Genomic DNA, 18447 nt, shown 5'->3' with positions numbered 1-18447 from the left:
CGTACTTCCTAACTAGATGATTGAATACGATGCTTTGCCAGCGTGCAACGTGTCTGCAATGTGATCTGCCAGGCGTAAGCTCATGGCGACAATGGTCAGGGTAGGGTTAGCCTGACTGCTGGTTGGAAACACAGATGCACTGGCGATATATAAATTATCTACATTGTGGATTTTGCAATTTGCATCCACAACAGAGGTTGCCGGGGTATTGCCCATTCTGGTGGTGCCAATATGGTGGCCACCATAGGCACCAAACCGGGTTAAATCTTCTTCAAGTTGCTCGTCGTTGAATTCAAATGTGGCCAAACCGCTTTGATTGATCTCTTGTACAAACAGCTTGAGCGAGCGACGGATAGACTCTATGTCTTCCGGCAGGTATTTCCAGTCGACTTTCACCTTGCGCATGCCAAACACATCTTTTTCATCAATTAATGTAATTCGACTGTTTGGGTTAGGATATTGTTCACCATGAATTTCAAACGTGAACTGGTTACTTTTGTTATTTAAAATAACCGAAGGAAATTTACGTTTGGCCAAGGTCCTCTTGGTCACCCAGTGAACTAAAAACTTAACAGTATCAACAGGATCAAGAATGATGTTGGCAAAGTGCTTTAGGTATATACCCAGGCTGGATTGTCCATCTTTTAGGCGCTTGCCATATTCATAACTGATAAAGTTTTTGGCCAGGAACAAGCCAGATAACACGCCAATTTTGTGTGATGGATCGACGATTTTAGGGAAGTGCAGCCTGGCGACCATATTACCCGCGCCGATTTTTCGCTGGGTCTCTGCCGTGAGGGCAAAACGGCGGCGGCAATAAATCCCCTCTGGCGAGACTTCATAACCATGGCGCACATTGCTGGTTGCCCCTGCCACGGTTAACTTGCCGAGATTGCCGGCGATATGGCACTGATAGTAACGACCGACCAGATCATGCTGGTTACCAATCCCATTGGGACAGACATCATTGGAGGCGAGCAGTAAGCGAGTTGTTTCAATCCCGCCCGTGGCCAGAATCACTCTTTTTGCGACAACGGTGGCCTTGGCGCCTGCAAGACTCTGAATGTCCAGTTGTTGCACATGCTCACCTGCGGCTGCGAGACGGATGGCTGTACAGTTGGCGCCCAACAGCACTTCTACATCTTTTGCTAATGCGAGCCTGTGCTGGTAGCGATCACCGACATTGGTCGGGCAAGAGAACCGCTCCAGATTGTTGGTTTTAAGGATGTCGCTTTTAAATCCTTTGATTGCCGCCTGTTGCTCCTGGTCAAAGACTTGGTCAGCATCGTATTCATAGCGACCAGCTTCCAGCAATTTGTTTGCCGTCACGTAATAAGGCGCGAGATCCTGGTAACTGATAGGCCAGCCGCTGTGGGGCACATATTCACGTTGCTCAAAGTCAATCGGATCAAACGGCATGCAGCGACCACCCCAAATCGTCGTTGAGCCACCAAATCTGCGTTGCCTATATTTGTCAGGCGGACTGTGCAACTTTTCGTCTGCCACTTCTCCGGCATACAGGTCTTGCGTCTTGTCATCAGCAAATTCAAAGCCTGATTCCAGCAACAGGATTTTCAAACCCCGTCCAGACAAGGAGAGTGCAAGGGATACGCCTGCTGCGCCTGCCCCGACAATACAGACATCAGCTTCAATCGTTGAACCGGAGGGCAGGTTATTTAAATTGCTAATCATATTTTTGTTAAATCACTTAAAAAAATTCACAAATAAGCGTTATTATTGAAACTGTAGATGAGGTGTAAGCAGTGATGCTGCTTTCGGAATAGGTTAAATGTCTTATATCGCATAATCCTGATGGGTTATACCATATCACACAGGTTCTTTTTTATTCACGTGCGACTGAAAAAATAATCATAAATTTTTACGTAATCCTACGCAATTGTTCACCAACATAATTAACCGTGTCGAGTCTCAGGCTGTTTATGTCAAATACCATAGAAATGTTTGGAATCACCATTCACAAGTTCTCGATGAATGGCGCTATTGATGTGTTACAGGAGTGGCTGCAGTTTGGGGACAACGACTGTAAATATGTGGTTACCCCTAACGTCGACCACGTTGTGCTGCTTGAAAAAAATCCCGCGTTTAAACAGGCTTATGACCATGCTGCCATGGTAGTTGCAGACGGCCGCCCAGTAGTGCTGGCCTCCAGAATTCTGGGAAAAGCACTGCCTGAAACGGTTCCTGGCAGTGACCTTGTCCCGAATATTTTTGAACGCTTTCAACAGCAGCAACTGCCCTTGAGGATTTACCTGCTCGGTGCCATGCCAGGCGTGGGTGAGGTGGCTGCAGCGAATATCAAATCACAATGGCCTGTGGTCGAAGTGGTGGGTATCCTGAGCCCGGATTTTGGCTTTGAAAAAGATCCCGCCTATTGTGATCGTATCTGCCAATCTGTTGCAGAGGCGAAAGCCGACTTACTGGTGATTGGCCTGGGCGCACCCAAGCAAGAGATTTGGGTAGACAAACATGCACACAAACTCCCTGTTAAAGTAGCACTCTGCGTAGGTGCCACCATTGACTTTCTGGCTGGCAATAAACCAAGAGCGCCAATGTGGATGCGCAAGACTGGCCTCGAGTGGCTGCACAGAATGTGTTCCGAGCCCAAACGCCTGGTCAAAAGATATGCCGTAGATGCCATTATTTTCCCACGGCTGTTTATCCGTGAGTGGATGAAAAAATAACGGTGTCACAAAAAGAATTTAGTTTAGAAATATTGAAGGAGCCACTGTGAAAATTGCAATTGCGGGTAGTGGTTATGTAGGGTTGTCGTTGGCCGTTTTATTGGCTCAAAAAAATGAAGTGGTTGCGCTGGACATTGTGCCGAAAAAAGTGGCACTGCTGAATCAGAAAAAGTCACCGATTGTTGACCGTGAGATTGAGGATTTTTTAGCAAATAAGCAGCTAAACTTTAAAGCGACCACCGATAAAAACGAGGCTTATAAAAATGCTGAGTTTGTGGTGATTGCGACTCCAACAGACTACGATGCTGAGACCAATTACTTCAACACTAAGTCAGTAGAAGCGGTGATTAAAGATGTGATGGCGATTAACCCGGATGCGGTGATGGTCATTAAATCCACCATTCCCGTGGGCTATACGGAAAAAATCCGCGCTGAACTCAATTGCAACAACCTGATTTTCTCGCCTGAGTTTTTACGCGAAGGCAAAGCGCTTTACGATAACTTGTATCCATCGCGGATTGTCGTCGGTGAGGTGTCTGACCGTGCGCAAAAATTTGCCAATTTGCTCAAAGGCAATTGCCTGAAGCCAGATGCAGCTATTTTATTAACCAATAGCTCAGAAGCTGAAGCGATCAAGCTGTTTGCCAATACCTTCCTGGCCATGCGTGTCGCTTATTTTAATGAACTGGACACTTATGCTGAGACGCACGGCCTGAATACGCGCCAGATTATTGAGGGTGTGTGTATGGATCCGCGCATTGGCAATCATTACAACAACCCATCCTTTGGTTATGGCGGTTACTGCTTGCCTAAAGATACCAAGCAGTTGCTGGCCAACTATTCACAAGTGCCTCAAAACCTGATCAACGCCATTGTTGATGCAAACACGACACGTAAAGACTTTGTGGCGATGAGCGTAATCAAGAGAAGTCCCAAAGTTGTTGGTATCTTCCGTTTAATCATGAAGGCCGGTTCAGATAATTTCAGGGCATCTTCCATTCAGGGCATTATGAAACGGATTAAGGCACGCGGTATTGAAGTGGTGGTCTACGAACCAGTGCTGGAAGAAGCTGAGTTCTTTAATTCTAAGGTTATTAAAGATCTTGACCAGTTCAAGCAGATGTCGGATGTGATTATTGCCAACAGGCAAGCCAAGGAATTGGCTGATGTTGTAGGCAAAGTATATACCCGTGACCTGTTTGGCAGCGATTAATCATTTCTGGATAGAACTATGCGTGTGTTAGTGGTTGGCGGGGCAGGTTATATTGGCTCCCATATGGTAAAAATGTTGCTGGGTGCAGGCCATGAGGTCATCACACTGGATAATTTATCCAGTGGCCATCGGGATGCGGTACTGGGCGGTACGTTTGTTGAAGGCGACCTGGCAGATACGCAGGGCTTGCATCAGGTATTTGAACAGTATCAGCCTGAGGCAGTGATGCACTTTGCCTCTTATATCCAGGTAGGCGAATCTGTGCGCAAGCCGGACATTTATTACCGCAATAATGTCACCAACACTTTGAACCTGCTGGATGTCATGCTCGAGTTTGAAGTGAAGAAGTTTATTTTTTCTTCGACTGCCGCAGTGTTTGGCGAGCCTGATTATGTGCCTATTGATGAAGCACATCCTAACCGTCCACTCAACCCTTATGGCCGCTCGAAATGGATGATTGAACAGGTGCTGGCAGATTATGACAAGGCATTCGACCTACGTTCAGTCTGCCTACGTTATTTTAATGCAGCAGGCGCTGATCCTGAAGGGCAGCTGGGTGAGCGCCATGATCCGGAAACACACCTGATTCCATTAATCTTGCAAGCCGCCTCCGGCCGCCGTGACAATATTCAGGTATTTGGCCGCGATTATGATACGCCAGATGGCACCTGCATTCGCGACTACATCCACATTGTCGATTTGTGTTCTGCCCACCTGGCCGCGCTGGAGTATTTAACCAAAGGTGGTAGCAGTGACCGCTTTAACTTGGGTAACGGCTCAGGATTCTCGGTGCAGGAGGTGATTGATGCTGTTCAGAAAGTGTCAGGAAAGCAGGTGACCGTGATTAACGGTCCGCGACGCGAGGGCGATCCGGCTCGACTGGTAGCAGATGCCAAGCGTGCAAGAAGCATTTTGGCTTGGCAACCGACCTATACCGCATTGGATACCATCGTCTCACATGCCTGGCAGTGGGAACGCAAACAGTCAAATTAACGCATTCAAAATACAGCTATAAGGTTGATAAAGATGAAAATTGTTCCAGTGATTCTTTCTGGTGGTTCCGGGACGCGATTGTGGCCATTGTCCCGCGCAGTGTTGCCTAAGCAGCTCTTGCCATTGGTCAGCGAAAACACCATGCTACAAGAGACATTATTGCGTTTATCCAGTTGGGCTGAAATTGAGCCACCGATTGTTGTTTGTGGTAACGACCACCGCTTTTTAGTCGCGGAGCAACTGCGTCAGGTTAATTTAAATCCTGAAGCGATTGTACTGGAGCCCGTGGCACGCAACACGGCACCAGCCATCGCTGCGGCAGCCATTGCTTTAAAAGATAAAGATGTCTTGATGCTGGTATTGCCTGCCGACCATGTCATTACAGATGTGGCGGCCTTTGAAGCCGCCGTGCGCCGTGCCAGCGTTGCTGCCGAGCAGGGCAAACTGGTGACGTTTGGTATTGAGCCGACGCAGCCTGAAACGGGGTATGGCTACATTCAGTCCGGCAATGCCCTGACTACTGCGGATGGCTGTTTTGAGGTGGCGCGCTTTGTAGAGAAACCAGATGCTGCCACCGCACAGCAATATCTGGACGCTGGCAACTTCAACTGGAACAGCGGTATGTTTTTGTTTAAACCAACTGTATTCCTGGCTGAGTTACAACAATACGCTCCTGCCATGGTGAGCGCTGTGACTCAAGCGGTTGAGCAAAGCTACAAGGATCTTGATTTTGTGCGCTTGCACGAAGCTTCATTTGCTGAGTCACCTTCAGATTCGATTGACTACGCAGTCATGGAAAAAACCAAGTTGGCGGCGGTTGTCCCGGCAAGTATGGGTTGGAATGATGTCGGCTCTTGGACTGCCTTAAAAGACGTACAGCCCAATGATGCGTCTGGTAACGCAATACGTGGCGATGTGTTTCTTAAAAATGTGACGAATACGCTAATACGCGCTGAACACAGATTTGTCGCAGCTGTTGGCGTGGAGGACTTGCTGATTGTAGAAACCGGAGATGCCGTGCTGGTTGCGCATAGGGACTGTGCGCAGGATGTGAAAAATATTGTCGACCACCTTAAGGCCAGTGGCCGTACTGAGCATCAAATGCATCCACGCGTTTATCGCCCATGGGGCTGGTACGAAGGCATTGATGTTGGCGAGCGCTTCCAGGTGAAGCGGATTATGGTCAAACCTGGCGAGAAACTGTCGCTGCAAATGCACCATCATCGCGCCGAGCACTGGGTGGTCGTGAGTGGCTCGGCCATGATTACCGTCGATGGCCAGACCAAGCTGTTCACCGAAAATGAATCGACTTACATCCCGATTGGCTCCACGCACCGCTTGGAAAACCCAGGCAAATTACCATTGCATTTGATTGAAGTGCAATCCGGCAGCTATTTGGGCGAGGATGATATTGTCCGTTATGAAGACACCTATGGCCGCAACTAAGATGCAAGGTACTCATGTGTTACAAGCAGTGATGCAGCAAAGCGGTGTGGCCTTTGGCACCAGTGGTGCCAGGGGTTTGGTGACTGCCATGACAGACGAAGTGTGTGCCGCTTACACGCAAGCGTTTATCCAGACACTCAAGCAGTCTTTTAACTTTAAGCAGGTGGCAATTGCCATTGACTTGCGTCCTAGCAGCCCCCAAATTGCTACGGCTTGTGCCAACATGCTCGAACAACTCGGCCTGGAAGTGATTTTTTGCGGGGCGATTCCTACCCCTGCATTGGCTTTGTTTGCACAAAGCAGCCAGATACCAGGCATCATGGTCACTGGCAGCCATATCCCGTTTGACCGCAATGGCCTCAAGTTCTACCGTCCCGACGGTGAAATCAGCAAGGCAGACGAAAGTGCCATGCTGGCCTCTGAGTTACAGCCGTTTGCTGGAGTATCGTCCGCGTTGCCTGCAGAAAACCCTGTGGCCAGAAATGCGTATATGCAGCGCTATAAAGACTTGCTGGGCGAGGGCGCACTCGCAGGCCAAAAGCTGGCAGTGTACCAACACTCCAGCGTTGGTCGCGATTTGATGCCGCAACTGCTGCGCGAATTGGGCGCCGAAGTTATTTGCCTGGCGCGCTCGGATACCTTTGTCCCCATTGATACCGAGGCGGTTTCTGCTGAAGATATGCAGAAAGGGTTGGACTGGGCCAGTGAATACGACATAGATGCGATTATCTCTACCGATGGCGATGGTGACCGGCCTTTGATGAGTGATGAGAAAGGGCAGTGGTTACGCGGCGATATTGTTGGACTGCTGACAGCAAGGGCACTCAATATCACCCATTTGGCGGTGCCTGTCAGTTGTAACACGGCCATCGAGGCCAGTGGTGCATTTAAGCAAGTCTCCCGCACACGCATAGGTTCGCCTTATGTGATTGCAGGCATGGAAACCTTGCAAAAAACCGGCGCCAGCAGCGTCGCCGGTTTTGAAGCGAACGGTGGCTTTCTGTTAGGATCAACCGTTCCTGCTTATCCAACATTAGCACCCCTGCCAACCCGCGATGCGGTATTGCCTGTGGTCTGCCTGCTGGCACAATCAAAACGCCAAAACCAACCGCTTTCTGCGTTGGTGGCTGCATTGCCGCAACGTTATACGGCCAGCGATCGACTGCAAAACTTTGCAACAGAAAAAAGTAAGGCCTTGCTTGAAAACTGGTCCAGTTCAGCACAACAAATGTTGCAAGCGCTAAATCTGGATGAAACGGTTTCCGGCGTTGACACCACAGATGGCCTCAGAGTGACCTGTCAGTCTGGCAACATCGTTCATTTACGTCCGTCTGGCAATGCACCTGAGTTACGCTGTTATGCCGAAAGCGATTCCGTCATCGCCGCGCAAGCCTTGGTCAAACAGGCATTACAGCAACTTGCATCTCTGTAAATCACTTCACAGGTCAGAAATATCGGCATCTTTGTCATATTTCTGACAAATTCTTTTGCTACTTTTTGTAAAGACGCTGTAAAATACTGTGCATTGAAATGGTGCATAGCACGCATCCGGCTCTGAGAAGTGGTGCAAAACAAACACATCGCGACATCACTTAAATAGCTGCCACATAAATATATAAATAAAATCATGTGGTTACGTGATATTTTACACTTGGCCTCATTTTTGCTTATATAGCAATAAAATAAAAAATGATTGGCCAAGATGGGCTATATAAATCAGCCCCACGACATAATAAGATGGCTAATAATTAACTGTACTGAGGAGAAATACCATGTTTATGCATTGGTTTAAAAAGTTATCAATTGTTTCTGCAGCTTTGTTTGCATTTGCTGGTCATGCCAACGCCACCAGCCTCGCTTTAAGCTATGGCACCACGGATTACCTGGCGACTGTTAACCGCGATGCAGGCGTCGAAGATGCTTTCACATTCAGCGATATCTATGACCTGGATATGCAAGTGGCAGGTAATTTTTCTTTTCTGATTACAGAAATCGAAGATCTCTCATACAACATCATCGATGAAGGCTTCAGCTATGGTCTCTATGATGTGGACAACAATTTGGTGACTACACCCTCCATCCTGACGCCAGGCCTCTACCAGTTGCGTGTGACTGGCTCAGCAGATGGTTTTAGCGGCGGTCAATATTATTTGAGCTTTAATGTGACTACCCCAGTACCAGAGCCGGATTTGGGCCTGTTGATGCTGGCTGGCCTGACCATGATGGGTCTGGTGTCATTGCGTAAATCACATGCTGCTTAATTAAAGGTTTATTGTTTTTTTAATTGAGGAGAGGGTATGAAAGTATCTAATATTTTGGGGTCTATGGCGCTGGTGTCCGCCATCAGTTTCTCCCAGCAGGCGTTTGCAACAACAAACGTGACTGACTTGGGTGACCTGAACGCAGGCCCGGTTGTTGAACAATCTTTGCTACAAATTGGTGCATTCTGGTTGCCTGACGTTTATACGTTTGACCTGAGCTCTGACTCTACAGTGACTGTAGATTTTAAAGCGTTGCTGGGTATTGGCATCGGCTCTAGTTTCAGCCTGTATGATTCAACAAGTACGCTGATTACATCCTATAACATTCCGGCGTTGTCTTTGGGTTCAACAACAACGTTTACCTTTGTTGACCTGATGGCTGGCAATGACTATCAGTTTAAATTTAATCCGGGTGCGTTGAATGTGACATTGTCAAACAAATTGACATTTACTGCGCACGAAGTTGTGCCAGTCCCAGAGCCAGAAAGCAACGCTTTGATGCTGGTTGGTTTGGGTATCATTGGTTTGATCGCGCGCAGAAAATTTGCTTAATTTTTGCACGTAGTAAAAAGCCGGTTTGCAGTTGCAACCGGCTTTTTTATTTTTAACGCGTGCGCTACTTAAAGTGGTCTTGAATTCTTTGTGCCGCGGTAATGGTTTCTTCCGTCGACGCCACCAGCGCCATGCGAATAAAGCCCTGGCCAGGGTTCAAACCATGCGCCTCACGGGCCAGGAAAGAGCCTGGCAACACGGTGATATTTAATTCCTGATATAGCTGCCGTGCAACCGCCGTATCGTCTTGTTGCGTATTAATCCATAGATAAAACGCAGCATCCGGCAATTGTGTGTGTGGCCATACCTGTTGCAACAAGGGCGTGACTGCGCTGAATTTCTCACTATATAACGCACGGTTATGAATCACATGCGCCTCGTCATTCCAGGCCACCACACTAGCGGCTTGCACGGCGGGGTTCATGGCGCAACCATGGTAGGTGCGATACAAGGCAAATTTTTCAACAATATCAGCATCGCCCGCCACAAAGCCCGAGCGCATGCCTGGTACGTTTGATCGTTTGGAAAGCGAGCTGAACATGACGACACGGCTAAAATCGCGCCCAAGCTGATGCGCAGCCTGCAATGCACCTACTGGTGGGTTGTTTTCATCAAAATAGATTTCTGAATAACACTCATCCGACGCAATGACAAACCCATATTGATCAGATAACTCAAACAATGTTTTCCAGGCCTCAATATCCATGACCTTGCCGGATGGGTTACCCGGGCTGCAGACAAACACTAGTTGTGTACGCTTGAGGATATCCACCGGCACTTGGGTCAGGTCCATGACAAAGTCATTGTCTGGCGTGGTGTTGATAAAGTAGGGTTGCGCACCGGCCAAAAAGGCGGCACCTTCATAAATCTGGTAAAACGGGTTAGGCGAAATCACGACAGGTTGCTGGGCAACACTGGTGTCCACCACGGCTTGCGCAAACGCAAACAAGGCTTCGCGGCTACCATTGACTGGCAAAATCGCTTTATCGATATTGAGTGCCGGAATGCTATAGCGACGTTGTAACCACTGATTAATCGCTTCCCGCAGGGCAGGGATGCCGATTGTGGTAGGATAGCTGGCCAATCCGCTCAGGTTGTTTGCCAATGCGGCTGTGATAATAGCAGGCGTGGCATGCTTGGGTTCCCCGATCGACAGATTGACGTGGCTGAATGCCGGGTTAGGTGTCAGGCCCTGAAACAGATCACGCAGGCGTTGAAAAGGATAGGGCTGGAGTAGGTTTAAATTTGGATTCATAGGTGTGTATTATAAGTGAGCCTGTCACATAAACAAAAAGCTTCCGGGCAAAAATATACGGCCTCAGCGGCATTGATCTATGGCGCATTGTGCTGGGGCGTCATCTGGTATCCCTACCGTCTGCTCAATGATATTGGCCTGTCTGGCGTGCAATCCAGTTTGTTGAGCTATAGCTTGGCACTATTAATCGGCAGCATGCTGTTCTGGCGACGATTCACATACATCCTTCATGTCCCGGCCTCCGCCTATTGGCTGAGCCTGATTGCCGGCTGGACCAACCTGACCTATGTGCTGGCGATTATTGACGGTGAAGTCATGCGCGTCATGCTGCTGTTTTACTTGTCGCCACTGTGGACCTTGTTACTGGCGAGAGTTTGGCTGCATGAGCCCTGGCATCAACCGCAACTGCTGGCCATTGCATTATCACTAATGGGCGCGGTCTTAATGCTGACCAACGGACAATGGATGTGGCCCTGGCCGCAATCCAACTCGGACTGGCTGGCGTTATCTGCCGGGATAGGGTTTTCTTTGACCAATGTCATGACCCGCTTTTCCACACATTTAACCCTTGCTGCCAAAGGCATGCTGGTGTGGCTGGGAGTCTTTGGCTTATCCCTATTGGTATTATTCTGGCAATCTGGCATCGCTGGCCTTGCATTTGTCACGGCATCAATCTTCACTTCACAGGTAGCCATCACGCTATTGATCATTGCCTTATTGCTGGTTTCAGCGACCTTGCTAGTGCAGTATGGCGTGACTAAAATTCCGGCGATTCAGGCATCCGTCTTGTTTATGAGTGAGTTGATTGTTGCCGCGGTTGCCGCCTATTTCCTGGCGCACGAAACCATGTCGGTAATGGAAATGATAGGCGGCTGTTGCATTATTGCCGCGGGCATACTATCCGTCAGCGTCGGCGAATCTGACTAAACTCCAGGCAATAGCTGCCGGTAAGCCCGCTCCAGTTGGCGGCAAAAAACAGACGGCTCAAACAGCACACGAGCCTGTTTTTTTAGCGCGGACTTGAGCGATGCCAGGGCTGTGGCATCCTGCGCCAGGCTGATCGCGCGCTGTTCCAGCGCCGCCCAATCATCACAGATACATTCATCCAGCCCGATATGCCTGAGCAAACTGGCAGTGACCCTGGCCGGGAACGTGTCGCCAGCCACCGTGAGCAGGGGAATCCCTTGCCATAAAGCATCACTGGCGGTGGTATGCGCGTTATATGGCGCAGTATCCAGCATCAGGTCGGCATGTTGCTGCCTGGCAATATGCTGCGCAATGCTGGTGCGTGGCGCAAACACCAGTCGATTGGCAGCAATGCCCGCAGCTTGCGCCTGCTCTTGCAAATGCCATGTGGCCCACTGGTTGCATTGCAATAGCCACAAAACACTGTCTGGCACTTGCTGCAGAATACGCATCCAGCCAGCAAACACATCCGGTGTGATTTTAAAGCTCTGGTTTAGGCAGCAAAATACAAACCCCTGCTCAGGCAGACCGTGCTGCATGCGTGTGCCAGCCTCGGCAGCAGGGCGTTGAGCATTGTTAGGTTGGTAGCAAGGCAAGACAATCGTCTGTTCTACTAACGCCAGTTGGCTTAACGTTGCATCGACAATGATAGCATCGAATAAAGGGCGATCATTGACCTTGCCCATACTGCCAGGATAACCCAACCAGTTGATGTGGCTGCGGGCAGGGCGGTAGGCCGCAACTCCGCTGCGACTGTGTTGCGTATAGCCGGTTAAATCTACCAGAATATCGATCTCCGCTTCGCGCATCTGCATGGCGACCTCGGCGTCTGTCATGCTGCAAATATCTACCCAGTGGTCAGCCGCTGCCACAAATGCCTGCCGCTCAGCAGAGTGGTCGTCTCTTGCATTGCTATATAAAAACACCTCAAACTGTTGCCTGTCGTGTGCCGCGATCACATCGGTGACCAAATAAGCCAATGGATGCCGCCGGAAATCTGAAGAGACATAAGCCAGTTTGATACGCTGACTGCTGGGCTTGGGTGCACACGCAGGCAGCGCTTGAATATGCCCGTAACGCTGTTGCGCCCAGACACTGGCGCAAGCCAGTTGCTCGTGAGCATCAGTGCCCGGCATTGCTAAAAAGGCAAACGGCGGAATCAGCGCCTGTGGATGCTGTTTAAGCGCCTGGCGCACCTCAGTAATCGCGGCATCCAGCCCCTGCCAGTCAGCCATATGCTGCTTTTGATGAATCCAGTGCACTTTTGCATGCAGCAGTTTTGGATCAAGCTTGATCGCCCGTGCATAGGCAGCGACTGCCAAGTCTAATTGGCCTTGCTCACGGTAAGCATTCCCTAAATTGTTATGGCACTCGGCATCTTGCGGCGCAAGTTGTAGCGACTGCTGATAATGTTTGATGGCAGCCGCATTGTCACCCAACTGACGCAGGCTATTGGCCAGGTTAAAATGCACATCGGCCTGATTTGGATCTTGAGCCAACGACAACCTGAAATACTGCGCCGCGCCTGATTCATCCGCCCGCAAACTGGCCACATTGCCTAGCTGCATCAATATTTGCGGATGATCTGGTGCCAGGTTCAGCGCCTGCACAAATGCCTGCTCAGCATGGTCAGCTTGCTTAAGCAGCAGGTAGTGCCGCCCCAGCTCGTAATACAGCTCCGGGTCTTGTGGCGTGCGCGCCAATTGCTGCTTTAACTGCTGGATGCTGTCATTCATGCTGATGCCTGATCCTTGAAAGGATGGAGCAATGACTTCCAACCCAGTTGCTTGAATAAATGACGCTGCGGATGCAAACCCGCCCAAAAACTGTCTTCTGTCAGTTGCGGCAACTGGGTGCTAAAATCGCTTAGCAAGCGCCTGGCCAGCAGGGCGCCACAATAAGGCGCGGTCATCAGGCCTTTGCTACCATGCGCGACATGCACATATAACCCTTGCGGCGCAGGTAACGCTGCAAAATCGCTAATAGCCGCCTCCTGTGCATTCAAGGTCGCTGTCGGCAGCACGGGCCCGACATAAGGCAAATAGTCCGGCGAACCACATCTGGACGATGCGCGCGCATAAGTCACATCTGCGGCGCTGACATGATCAAATTGCGGACTTAACTTGCCCACCATATCAAGGTTACTCAAGTTATCCTGCTCGCGCACCTCGGTGCTACGATCACCCGGGGCAAAAGTAGCCCCCATCGCATGCTGGCCTTTAAACAAGGGCGTCAAGTAACCATCGCCGCATAACACGACCTTGAGGGCCTGCATAGAGGGTTGCCCGGCAATCATGCCCATCTGTCCGCGCACCGGATTCAGCCACATGCCACTTTCTGGCAATAGCTTGGCCGCTTCAGCCGCATTGCAGACAATCAGGGCATCAAAGTAATCATTGATTTCGCCTGCCTGATGAGCCAACTGCCAACCTTGTTTTTGTAGAGACAATTGACGAATATCTTGCTGCAGATGCAGCGTAATATTGGCATGGTCCATCATACGCGCACAGGCTGTGGCGGGATTCACCCAAGCACCAGAATCAAAATACAGGCAATCGTGTATCAGCGCGACCCCAGCCTGCTCACTGGCCTGGGCCGCATCTAGCTGCTGCAACAAGCCCAGGTTTGCATAACGGCTGGCCACTTTTTGTACCCGCTTATGCTCACGAGGATTGCTGCCCAGCTGTAACAAACCACAGACTTGAAAAGCTTCTTCCCCCAAATCAAGGCTGGCATAATGCCGCACACTAAAACTATAGCTGCGCCATGCCAATTGATCATTTTGCGGTTTTTCGGCATTGAGCCTGGGATAAAGCATGCCTCGGGGATTGCCGGAAGCACCACTGGCAATCTGCGCGGCACGTTCAAACACATGCACCTCGCAGCCTAAACCGGCTAACTGCCAGGCGGTACTACATCCAGCAATACCCGCCCCAATAATCGCCACTTTAGGCAATGCCGCAGCGGACTGTTCTGATAACGGCCATGCGCCGCATAACATTTCACGTTTTTTGCCAAATCCGCGTGTTTTTTCAACCTGAAAGCCAACCGCTTGCAAACCCCGCTTGACCAGTCCCGCACTGGTAAACGTGGCAAATGTGGTCCCGGCATGGGCGCATCTGGCCATACATTCAAATAAATAAGGCTGCCACATTTGTGGATTCTTCGCTGGGGCAAAGCCATCCAGAAACCAGGCATCAGCCTGCAGTTTTAGCTGCGGTAATATCTGCTGGCTATCGCCGATATGCAAAGTCAAACTGGCGGAGAATGCAGGTAATTCCAGCTGATTAATGCCAGGTTGCAGCAAATGATATTGCTGGCATAAAGCCTGGCTCATGGCAGCGAGTTCTGGGAAATGTGCATGTGCCGTCTGCAGATCTTGCAAGGTAAATGGCGCAATTTCAATGCTGACAAAATGCAGGCGTGCATTCGCCGGGGCGGTTTCCTGCCACAGTTGCAGGGCCGCTAAAAAGTTAAGGCCGCTGCCAAAGCCAGTTTCAACAATCACAAAATGGCTGGGGCGATCCGTCGGCAATTGCTGCCATCTTGCTTGCAACTGGTTGTGTTGCAGAAAAACATGACGGGTTTCAGCCAGCCCATGCTGTGGATGATCTGGGTTGACTGAGAAATAAACATCATCGAATTGTGTGGAGTAGGGCAGACCGTTGCGCCACTCTAAAACTGCGTGCGTGCTCATGCCGCCCAGTTTACCATGCTTGCTCGCGCGACGTATTTACTGGCGCCGCGTTTGCAGGCGACCTAAAGCACGGTATCCGGGTTTGGCAAGCAGCAGATGCACATCGCCTAAAGCGCACTCGGCAAAACCACCTTCACAATAGCTCAGGTAAAAGTCCCACATGCGGATAAATGCTTCGCTATAGCCTAGTTTTTTCACCGCCTCTATCTGGTCAAAAAAGTTCGTCCGCCAGTGACGCAAAGTGGTGGCGTAGTGCAAACCAATATCCTGTAAATCCACCAGACGCAGATCAGAAGCGCGAGTCATGCTGGTGAGCATCGCGGTATTAGAAGGGATATTAGAGCCCGGAAAAATATAGCGCTGAATAAAATCAACCGAGCGAATAGCGCTGTCATAGCGCTGGTCTGCAATCGTAATGGCCTGAATCAGGGCAACCCCATCAGGCTTGAGCAACTGACTCACTTTATTAAAGTAAACGTTGTAATACTGGTAACCCACCGCTTCAATCATCTCAATCGAGACCAGCTTATCGTATTGGCCGTCCAGATGACGGTAATCCTGTTTGAGCAGCGTAATTTGTTCTTGCAGCCCTGCGGCTGCGATCCGCTCTTTGGCTAAACGGTATTGTTGCTCTGAGATTGTGGTGGTGGTCACGCGGCATCCATAATGCTTGGCGGCATACATCGCAAAGCCACCCCAGCCGGTGCCGATTTCAATCACATGGTCCGCTGGCGTCAGTTGCAACTTGTCGCAGATGACCTGTAACTTACGCTCAGAAGCCGCTTGCAGGCTGGTGGTATCCTCATCGAATATGGCAGAGGAGTACATCATGGTCGGATCCAGAAACAACTGGAACAAATCATTGCCCAGATCATAATGCGCCGCAATATTTTTCTGGCTGCCAGCTTCGCTGTTACTGTTGAGCCAATGCAGTATTTTGAGTAACGGCTTGCTCAACCACGCATAGCCCCCCTCCAGCGTATCCATCACAGACTGATTAAGCACCATTAAACGAACCACATCGGTGAGCGTGTCTGCCTGCCAGTATCCCAGCATGTAAGCCTCACCCGCGCCTATACTGCCACCAAAAGCAATTTCGCCATAAAAGCGTGGATCAGTGACGGTAATAGTTGCTGCAGGCGCTTGTGGCACCAACTGTCCAAACACATAGCTATCAGGTCCGTCGATAATCGTTAATTGCCCGACGGCTAGCTTAGATAGCCGTTTTAACACCTGCGATTTAGCGAGTGTCGCGACCCATTTTGCGCGGCTTTTGGCTTTGAGTGGTTTAGTGAGTGTATCGACCACTAAAGGAGTCGATGAAGGGCTGGACGACATGTTCAATCTCCGAAACGCGAATGCTGGTCAGGATGGGAATAAAAAGGAATTTTTTTGAGCCACAAGCGTAGGGCTTGCCAGTAAATGGCAACGACGACCTTGGCGGTCATCCATGGATAACTCAGTAGCAGGCGGTTGAGTGTATTGGCTTGCCAGGGTTGGCGCTGTAGCTTGAGGGTGGCGTAAAACATAGCCTGCGACTGTTGCCAGTTCTGCATATGCACGCTTAACGCGTCCGCTGGCAGCGAGAATTGCCATTGGTATTCGATATCCATGGGCATAAAGGGCGAGACATGGAAGTCTTTTTTTAATTTGAATAGCAGGGCAGTGTCATCTTTTACCGCATGCACATAGGCAAACTTTTCTTTCCATGGCGTATTAGTAATGTGGCTCACAATCGCCTGTAACTTGCCGGATTGGTCATGACAGTAGTAAAAACTCACCGGGTTAAAGCACATGCCCCAGTAGCGGCAATGCGTCAGCAGGCCGATCCGGCCCAACGGCCGCGAACCCGTCTGTTGCTCGACCAAGTCGCGCACACAGACATCCAGTGGTTGATCCGCAGGCCCCAGATAATCCTGCCGTCTGAAATAGGCAAGATTGGGTTTAAGATAAGACCATAAGCGATTGTTTTTAAATAACCTTGGCAGCTCTTCGAGATCGAGATAAAGCATGAACAAGCGGTATTTAAAGCCATGTAGTTTAGGCTGCAAGCGCTGATGACTGACCCAGCCGGTATAAATGGCGCTCTGCAATGGCGGTGGCGATATGGTCATAACATCGCCACATTGAAATGTGAGATAGCAGCCAGCGCACTGACAACGCCATCCTCATGAAAGCCGTTTCGCCAGTAAGCGCCAGCATAACCGGTGCGGTGATGGCCGCTGATGTCCGCGTGCCTGGCCTGCGCGTTAGCGCCCGCGGCCGTATAGAGGGGATGCCGGTAAGACAGTTTTTTGATGATCTTGGCTGGGTCAATCACGTCTGTGTAATTCAAGGTCACCAACAATGGCTCTGTAGAGCGGATGCCTTGCAGGATATTCATATTGTAGGTGACCTGCACTTTATCGCTGGGCTGGGCGGTGACATGGTAGTTCCAGGCCGCCCAGGCCAATTGACATTTGGGCATCAGCGTGCGATCGGTGTGCAAATACACGGTATTATCCTGATAGGGGATTGCACCCAATATTTCAGTTTCAGCTTCAGTGGCTTCGGCGCCCAGAATTTTGAGTGCTTCGTCACTATGGCAGGCAAAAAACACATAATCAAAGGTGCTGGTTGTGCCGTCTTGTGTGGTCAAGGACACGCCTTGTGCATGGCGCTTGACTGCGATGACTGAGGCGTTTAATCGAATATTGTCACGGTAGCCTGCGGTCACTTTTTGTAGATAAGCGGCAGACCCGCCAACGATAGTGCGCCATTGGGGGCGCTGATCGATAGTGAGCATGCCATGGTGGTGAAAAAATCGCACAAAAAAGCGCGCAGGAAATTGCAGCATTTGCTCGGCATCGGTAGACCAGATGGCCGCGCCCATTGGGATAATGTAATCGCGAATAAACTGTTGTGAATAGCCCTGTTGTTGCAGGTAATCGCCGAGTGGAATCTCAGCGCCTGGTGCCAACAGCGCCAGGCATTCTTTGTTAAAACGCAAAATATCACGCACCATGCGGTAAAACGCAGGCGACAGCAAATTGCGCCGTTGTGCGAACAAACTATTGAGCGAGGTGCCATTGTATTCGAGACCTGTAGCTTCGTTGCGCACGCTAAAGCTCATCTCGCTATTACGCCAGGCCACGCCTGTTTCGCGCAATATGCGTTCAAACTCAGGATAGGTTTTATCGTTGAATACAATAAAGCCGGTATCAACGGCGTGGGTTTCACCGCCTATCGTCACCTGGTGAGTATGCGTATGGCCGCCGATATAATCATTGGCTTCAAACAACGTGATCTGATGTTGGCGGTGCAGTGAGTAGGCGAGCGTATTGCCAGCGATGCCGCCGCCGATAATGGCGATATTCAACCTC

The 18447-nt window shown here is 50.1% G+C and carries 15 protein-coding genes; 8 read left to right on the top strand and 7 right to left on the bottom strand.

Annotation, left to right across the window (positions count from 1 at the left end; genetic code table 11):
- Nucleotides 1-12 precede the first annotated feature (12 nt).
- Nucleotides 13-1692: an FAD-dependent oxidoreductase gene (locus INP78_RS09805; protein WP_194742002.1), complete on the bottom strand. Its 1680-nt coding sequence runs from the start codon at nt 1690-1692 to the stop codon at nt 13-15.
- Nucleotides 1693-1940: 248 nt separating this feature from the next.
- Here INP78_RS09805 and INP78_RS09800 point away from each other — a divergent pair, with 248 nt between their 5' ends.
- The 7 genes from INP78_RS09800 to INP78_RS09770 all read left to right on the top strand — a co-directional run bounded on the left by INP78_RS09800 (nt 1941) and on the right by INP78_RS09770 (nt 9167).
- Complete coding sequence (locus INP78_RS09800) at nt 1941-2702, top strand: WecB/TagA/CpsF family glycosyltransferase (protein ID WP_194742001.1); 762 nt, start codon at nt 1941-1943, stop codon at nt 2700-2702.
- Nucleotides 2703-2748: 46 nt separating this feature from the next.
- Nucleotides 2749-3915 carry a nucleotide sugar dehydrogenase gene (locus INP78_RS09795; RefSeq protein ID WP_194742000.1) on the top strand — a complete coding sequence of 389 codons (1167 nt, stop codon included), beginning with the start codon at nt 2749-2751 and terminating at the stop codon, nt 3913-3915.
- Between the two features lie 18 nt (nt 3916-3933).
- Nucleotides 3934-4908 carry a UDP-glucose 4-epimerase GalE gene (galE, locus tag INP78_RS09790; protein WP_194741999.1) on the top strand — a complete coding sequence of 325 codons (975 nt, stop codon included), beginning with the start codon at nt 3934-3936 and terminating at the stop codon, nt 4906-4908.
- A 33-nt stretch (nt 4909-4941) separates the two neighbouring features.
- Complete coding sequence (locus INP78_RS09785; protein ID WP_194741998.1) at nt 4942-6354, top strand: mannose-1-phosphate guanylyltransferase/mannose-6-phosphate isomerase; 1413 nt, start codon at nt 4942-4944, stop codon at nt 6352-6354.
- Nucleotides 6341-7786, top strand: coding sequence for a phosphomannomutase (locus INP78_RS09780; protein WP_228522790.1), 1446 nt, complete (start codon nt 6341-6343; stop codon nt 7784-7786). The genes INP78_RS09785 and INP78_RS09780 overlap by 14 nt, the downstream gene beginning before the upstream one ends.
- 340 nt (nt 7787-8126) lie before the next feature.
- A complete protein-coding gene (locus tag INP78_RS09775) occupies nt 8127-8615 on the top strand; it encodes a hypothetical protein (RefSeq protein ID WP_194741997.1) in 489 nt (162 codons plus the stop codon).
- A gap of 36 nt (nt 8616-8651) precedes the next feature.
- The gene (locus INP78_RS09770) at nt 8652-9167 is read left to right on the top strand and encodes a PEP-CTERM sorting domain-containing protein (protein ID WP_194741996.1); all 516 of its coding nucleotides are present in this window, start codon (nt 8652-8654) and stop codon (nt 9165-9167) included.
- Between the two features lie 64 nt (nt 9168-9231).
- Here the strand turns inward: INP78_RS09770 and dapC are convergent, their stop codons facing one another.
- Nucleotides 9232-10422 carry a succinyldiaminopimelate transaminase gene (gene dapC / locus INP78_RS09765; RefSeq protein ID WP_194741995.1) on the bottom strand — a complete coding sequence of 397 codons (1191 nt, stop codon included), beginning with the start codon at nt 10420-10422 and terminating at the stop codon, nt 9232-9234.
- Nucleotides 10423-10437: 15 nt separating this feature from the next.
- Between dapC and INP78_RS09760 the strand changes: the two genes are divergently transcribed.
- The gene (locus INP78_RS09760; protein ID WP_194741994.1) at nt 10438-11349 is read left to right on the top strand and encodes a DMT family transporter; all 912 of its coding nucleotides are present in this window, start codon (nt 10438-10440) and stop codon (nt 11347-11349) included.
- On the opposite strand, the gene INP78_RS09755 is transcribed toward INP78_RS09760, so the two are convergent.
- The 5 genes from INP78_RS09755 to INP78_RS09735 are packed head-to-tail and all read right to left on the bottom strand — an operon-like array spanning nt 11346 to nt 18443.
- Nucleotides 11346-13124 (bottom strand): tetratricopeptide repeat protein, encoded by a 1779-nt coding sequence (locus INP78_RS09755; protein ID WP_194741993.1) that lies wholly within the window; start codon nt 13122-13124, stop codon nt 11346-11348. The two genes, INP78_RS09760 and INP78_RS09755, sit on opposite strands and share 4 nt — an antisense overlap.
- Complete coding sequence (mnmC, locus tag INP78_RS09750; RefSeq protein ID WP_194741992.1) at nt 13121-15085, bottom strand: bifunctional tRNA (5-methylaminomethyl-2-thiouridine)(34)-methyltransferase MnmD/FAD-dependent 5-carboxymethylaminomethyl-2-thiouridine(34) oxidoreductase MnmC; 1965 nt, start codon at nt 15083-15085, stop codon at nt 13121-13123. The genes INP78_RS09755 and mnmC overlap by 4 nt, the downstream gene beginning before the upstream one ends.
- A gap of 36 nt (nt 15086-15121) precedes the next feature.
- Nucleotides 15122-16423, bottom strand: a complete 1302-nt coding sequence (locus INP78_RS09745; protein ID WP_194741991.1) for a cyclopropane-fatty-acyl-phospholipid synthase family protein — start codon at nt 16421-16423, stop codon at nt 15122-15124.
- 2 nt (nt 16424-16425) lie between these two features.
- On the bottom strand, nt 16426-17199 hold the full coding sequence (locus INP78_RS09740; RefSeq protein WP_194741990.1) for a DUF1365 domain-containing protein: 774 nt from the start codon (nt 17197-17199) through the stop codon (nt 16426-16428).
- A complete protein-coding gene (locus INP78_RS09735; RefSeq protein ID WP_194742200.1) occupies nt 17196-18443 on the bottom strand; it encodes an NAD(P)/FAD-dependent oxidoreductase in 1248 nt (415 codons plus the stop codon). Before INP78_RS09735 ends, INP78_RS09740 begins: the two co-directional genes overlap by 4 nt.
- Nucleotides 18444-18447: the final 4 nt, after the last annotated feature.

This window comes from Methylophilus sp. 14 (assembly GCF_015354345.1).
Lineage (GTDB): Bacteria > Pseudomonadota > Gammaproteobacteria > Burkholderiales > Methylophilaceae > Methylophilus.
Note: the sequence above shows the minus strand (reverse complement) of the source record. Positions and strands in the feature narration are given on the sequence as shown.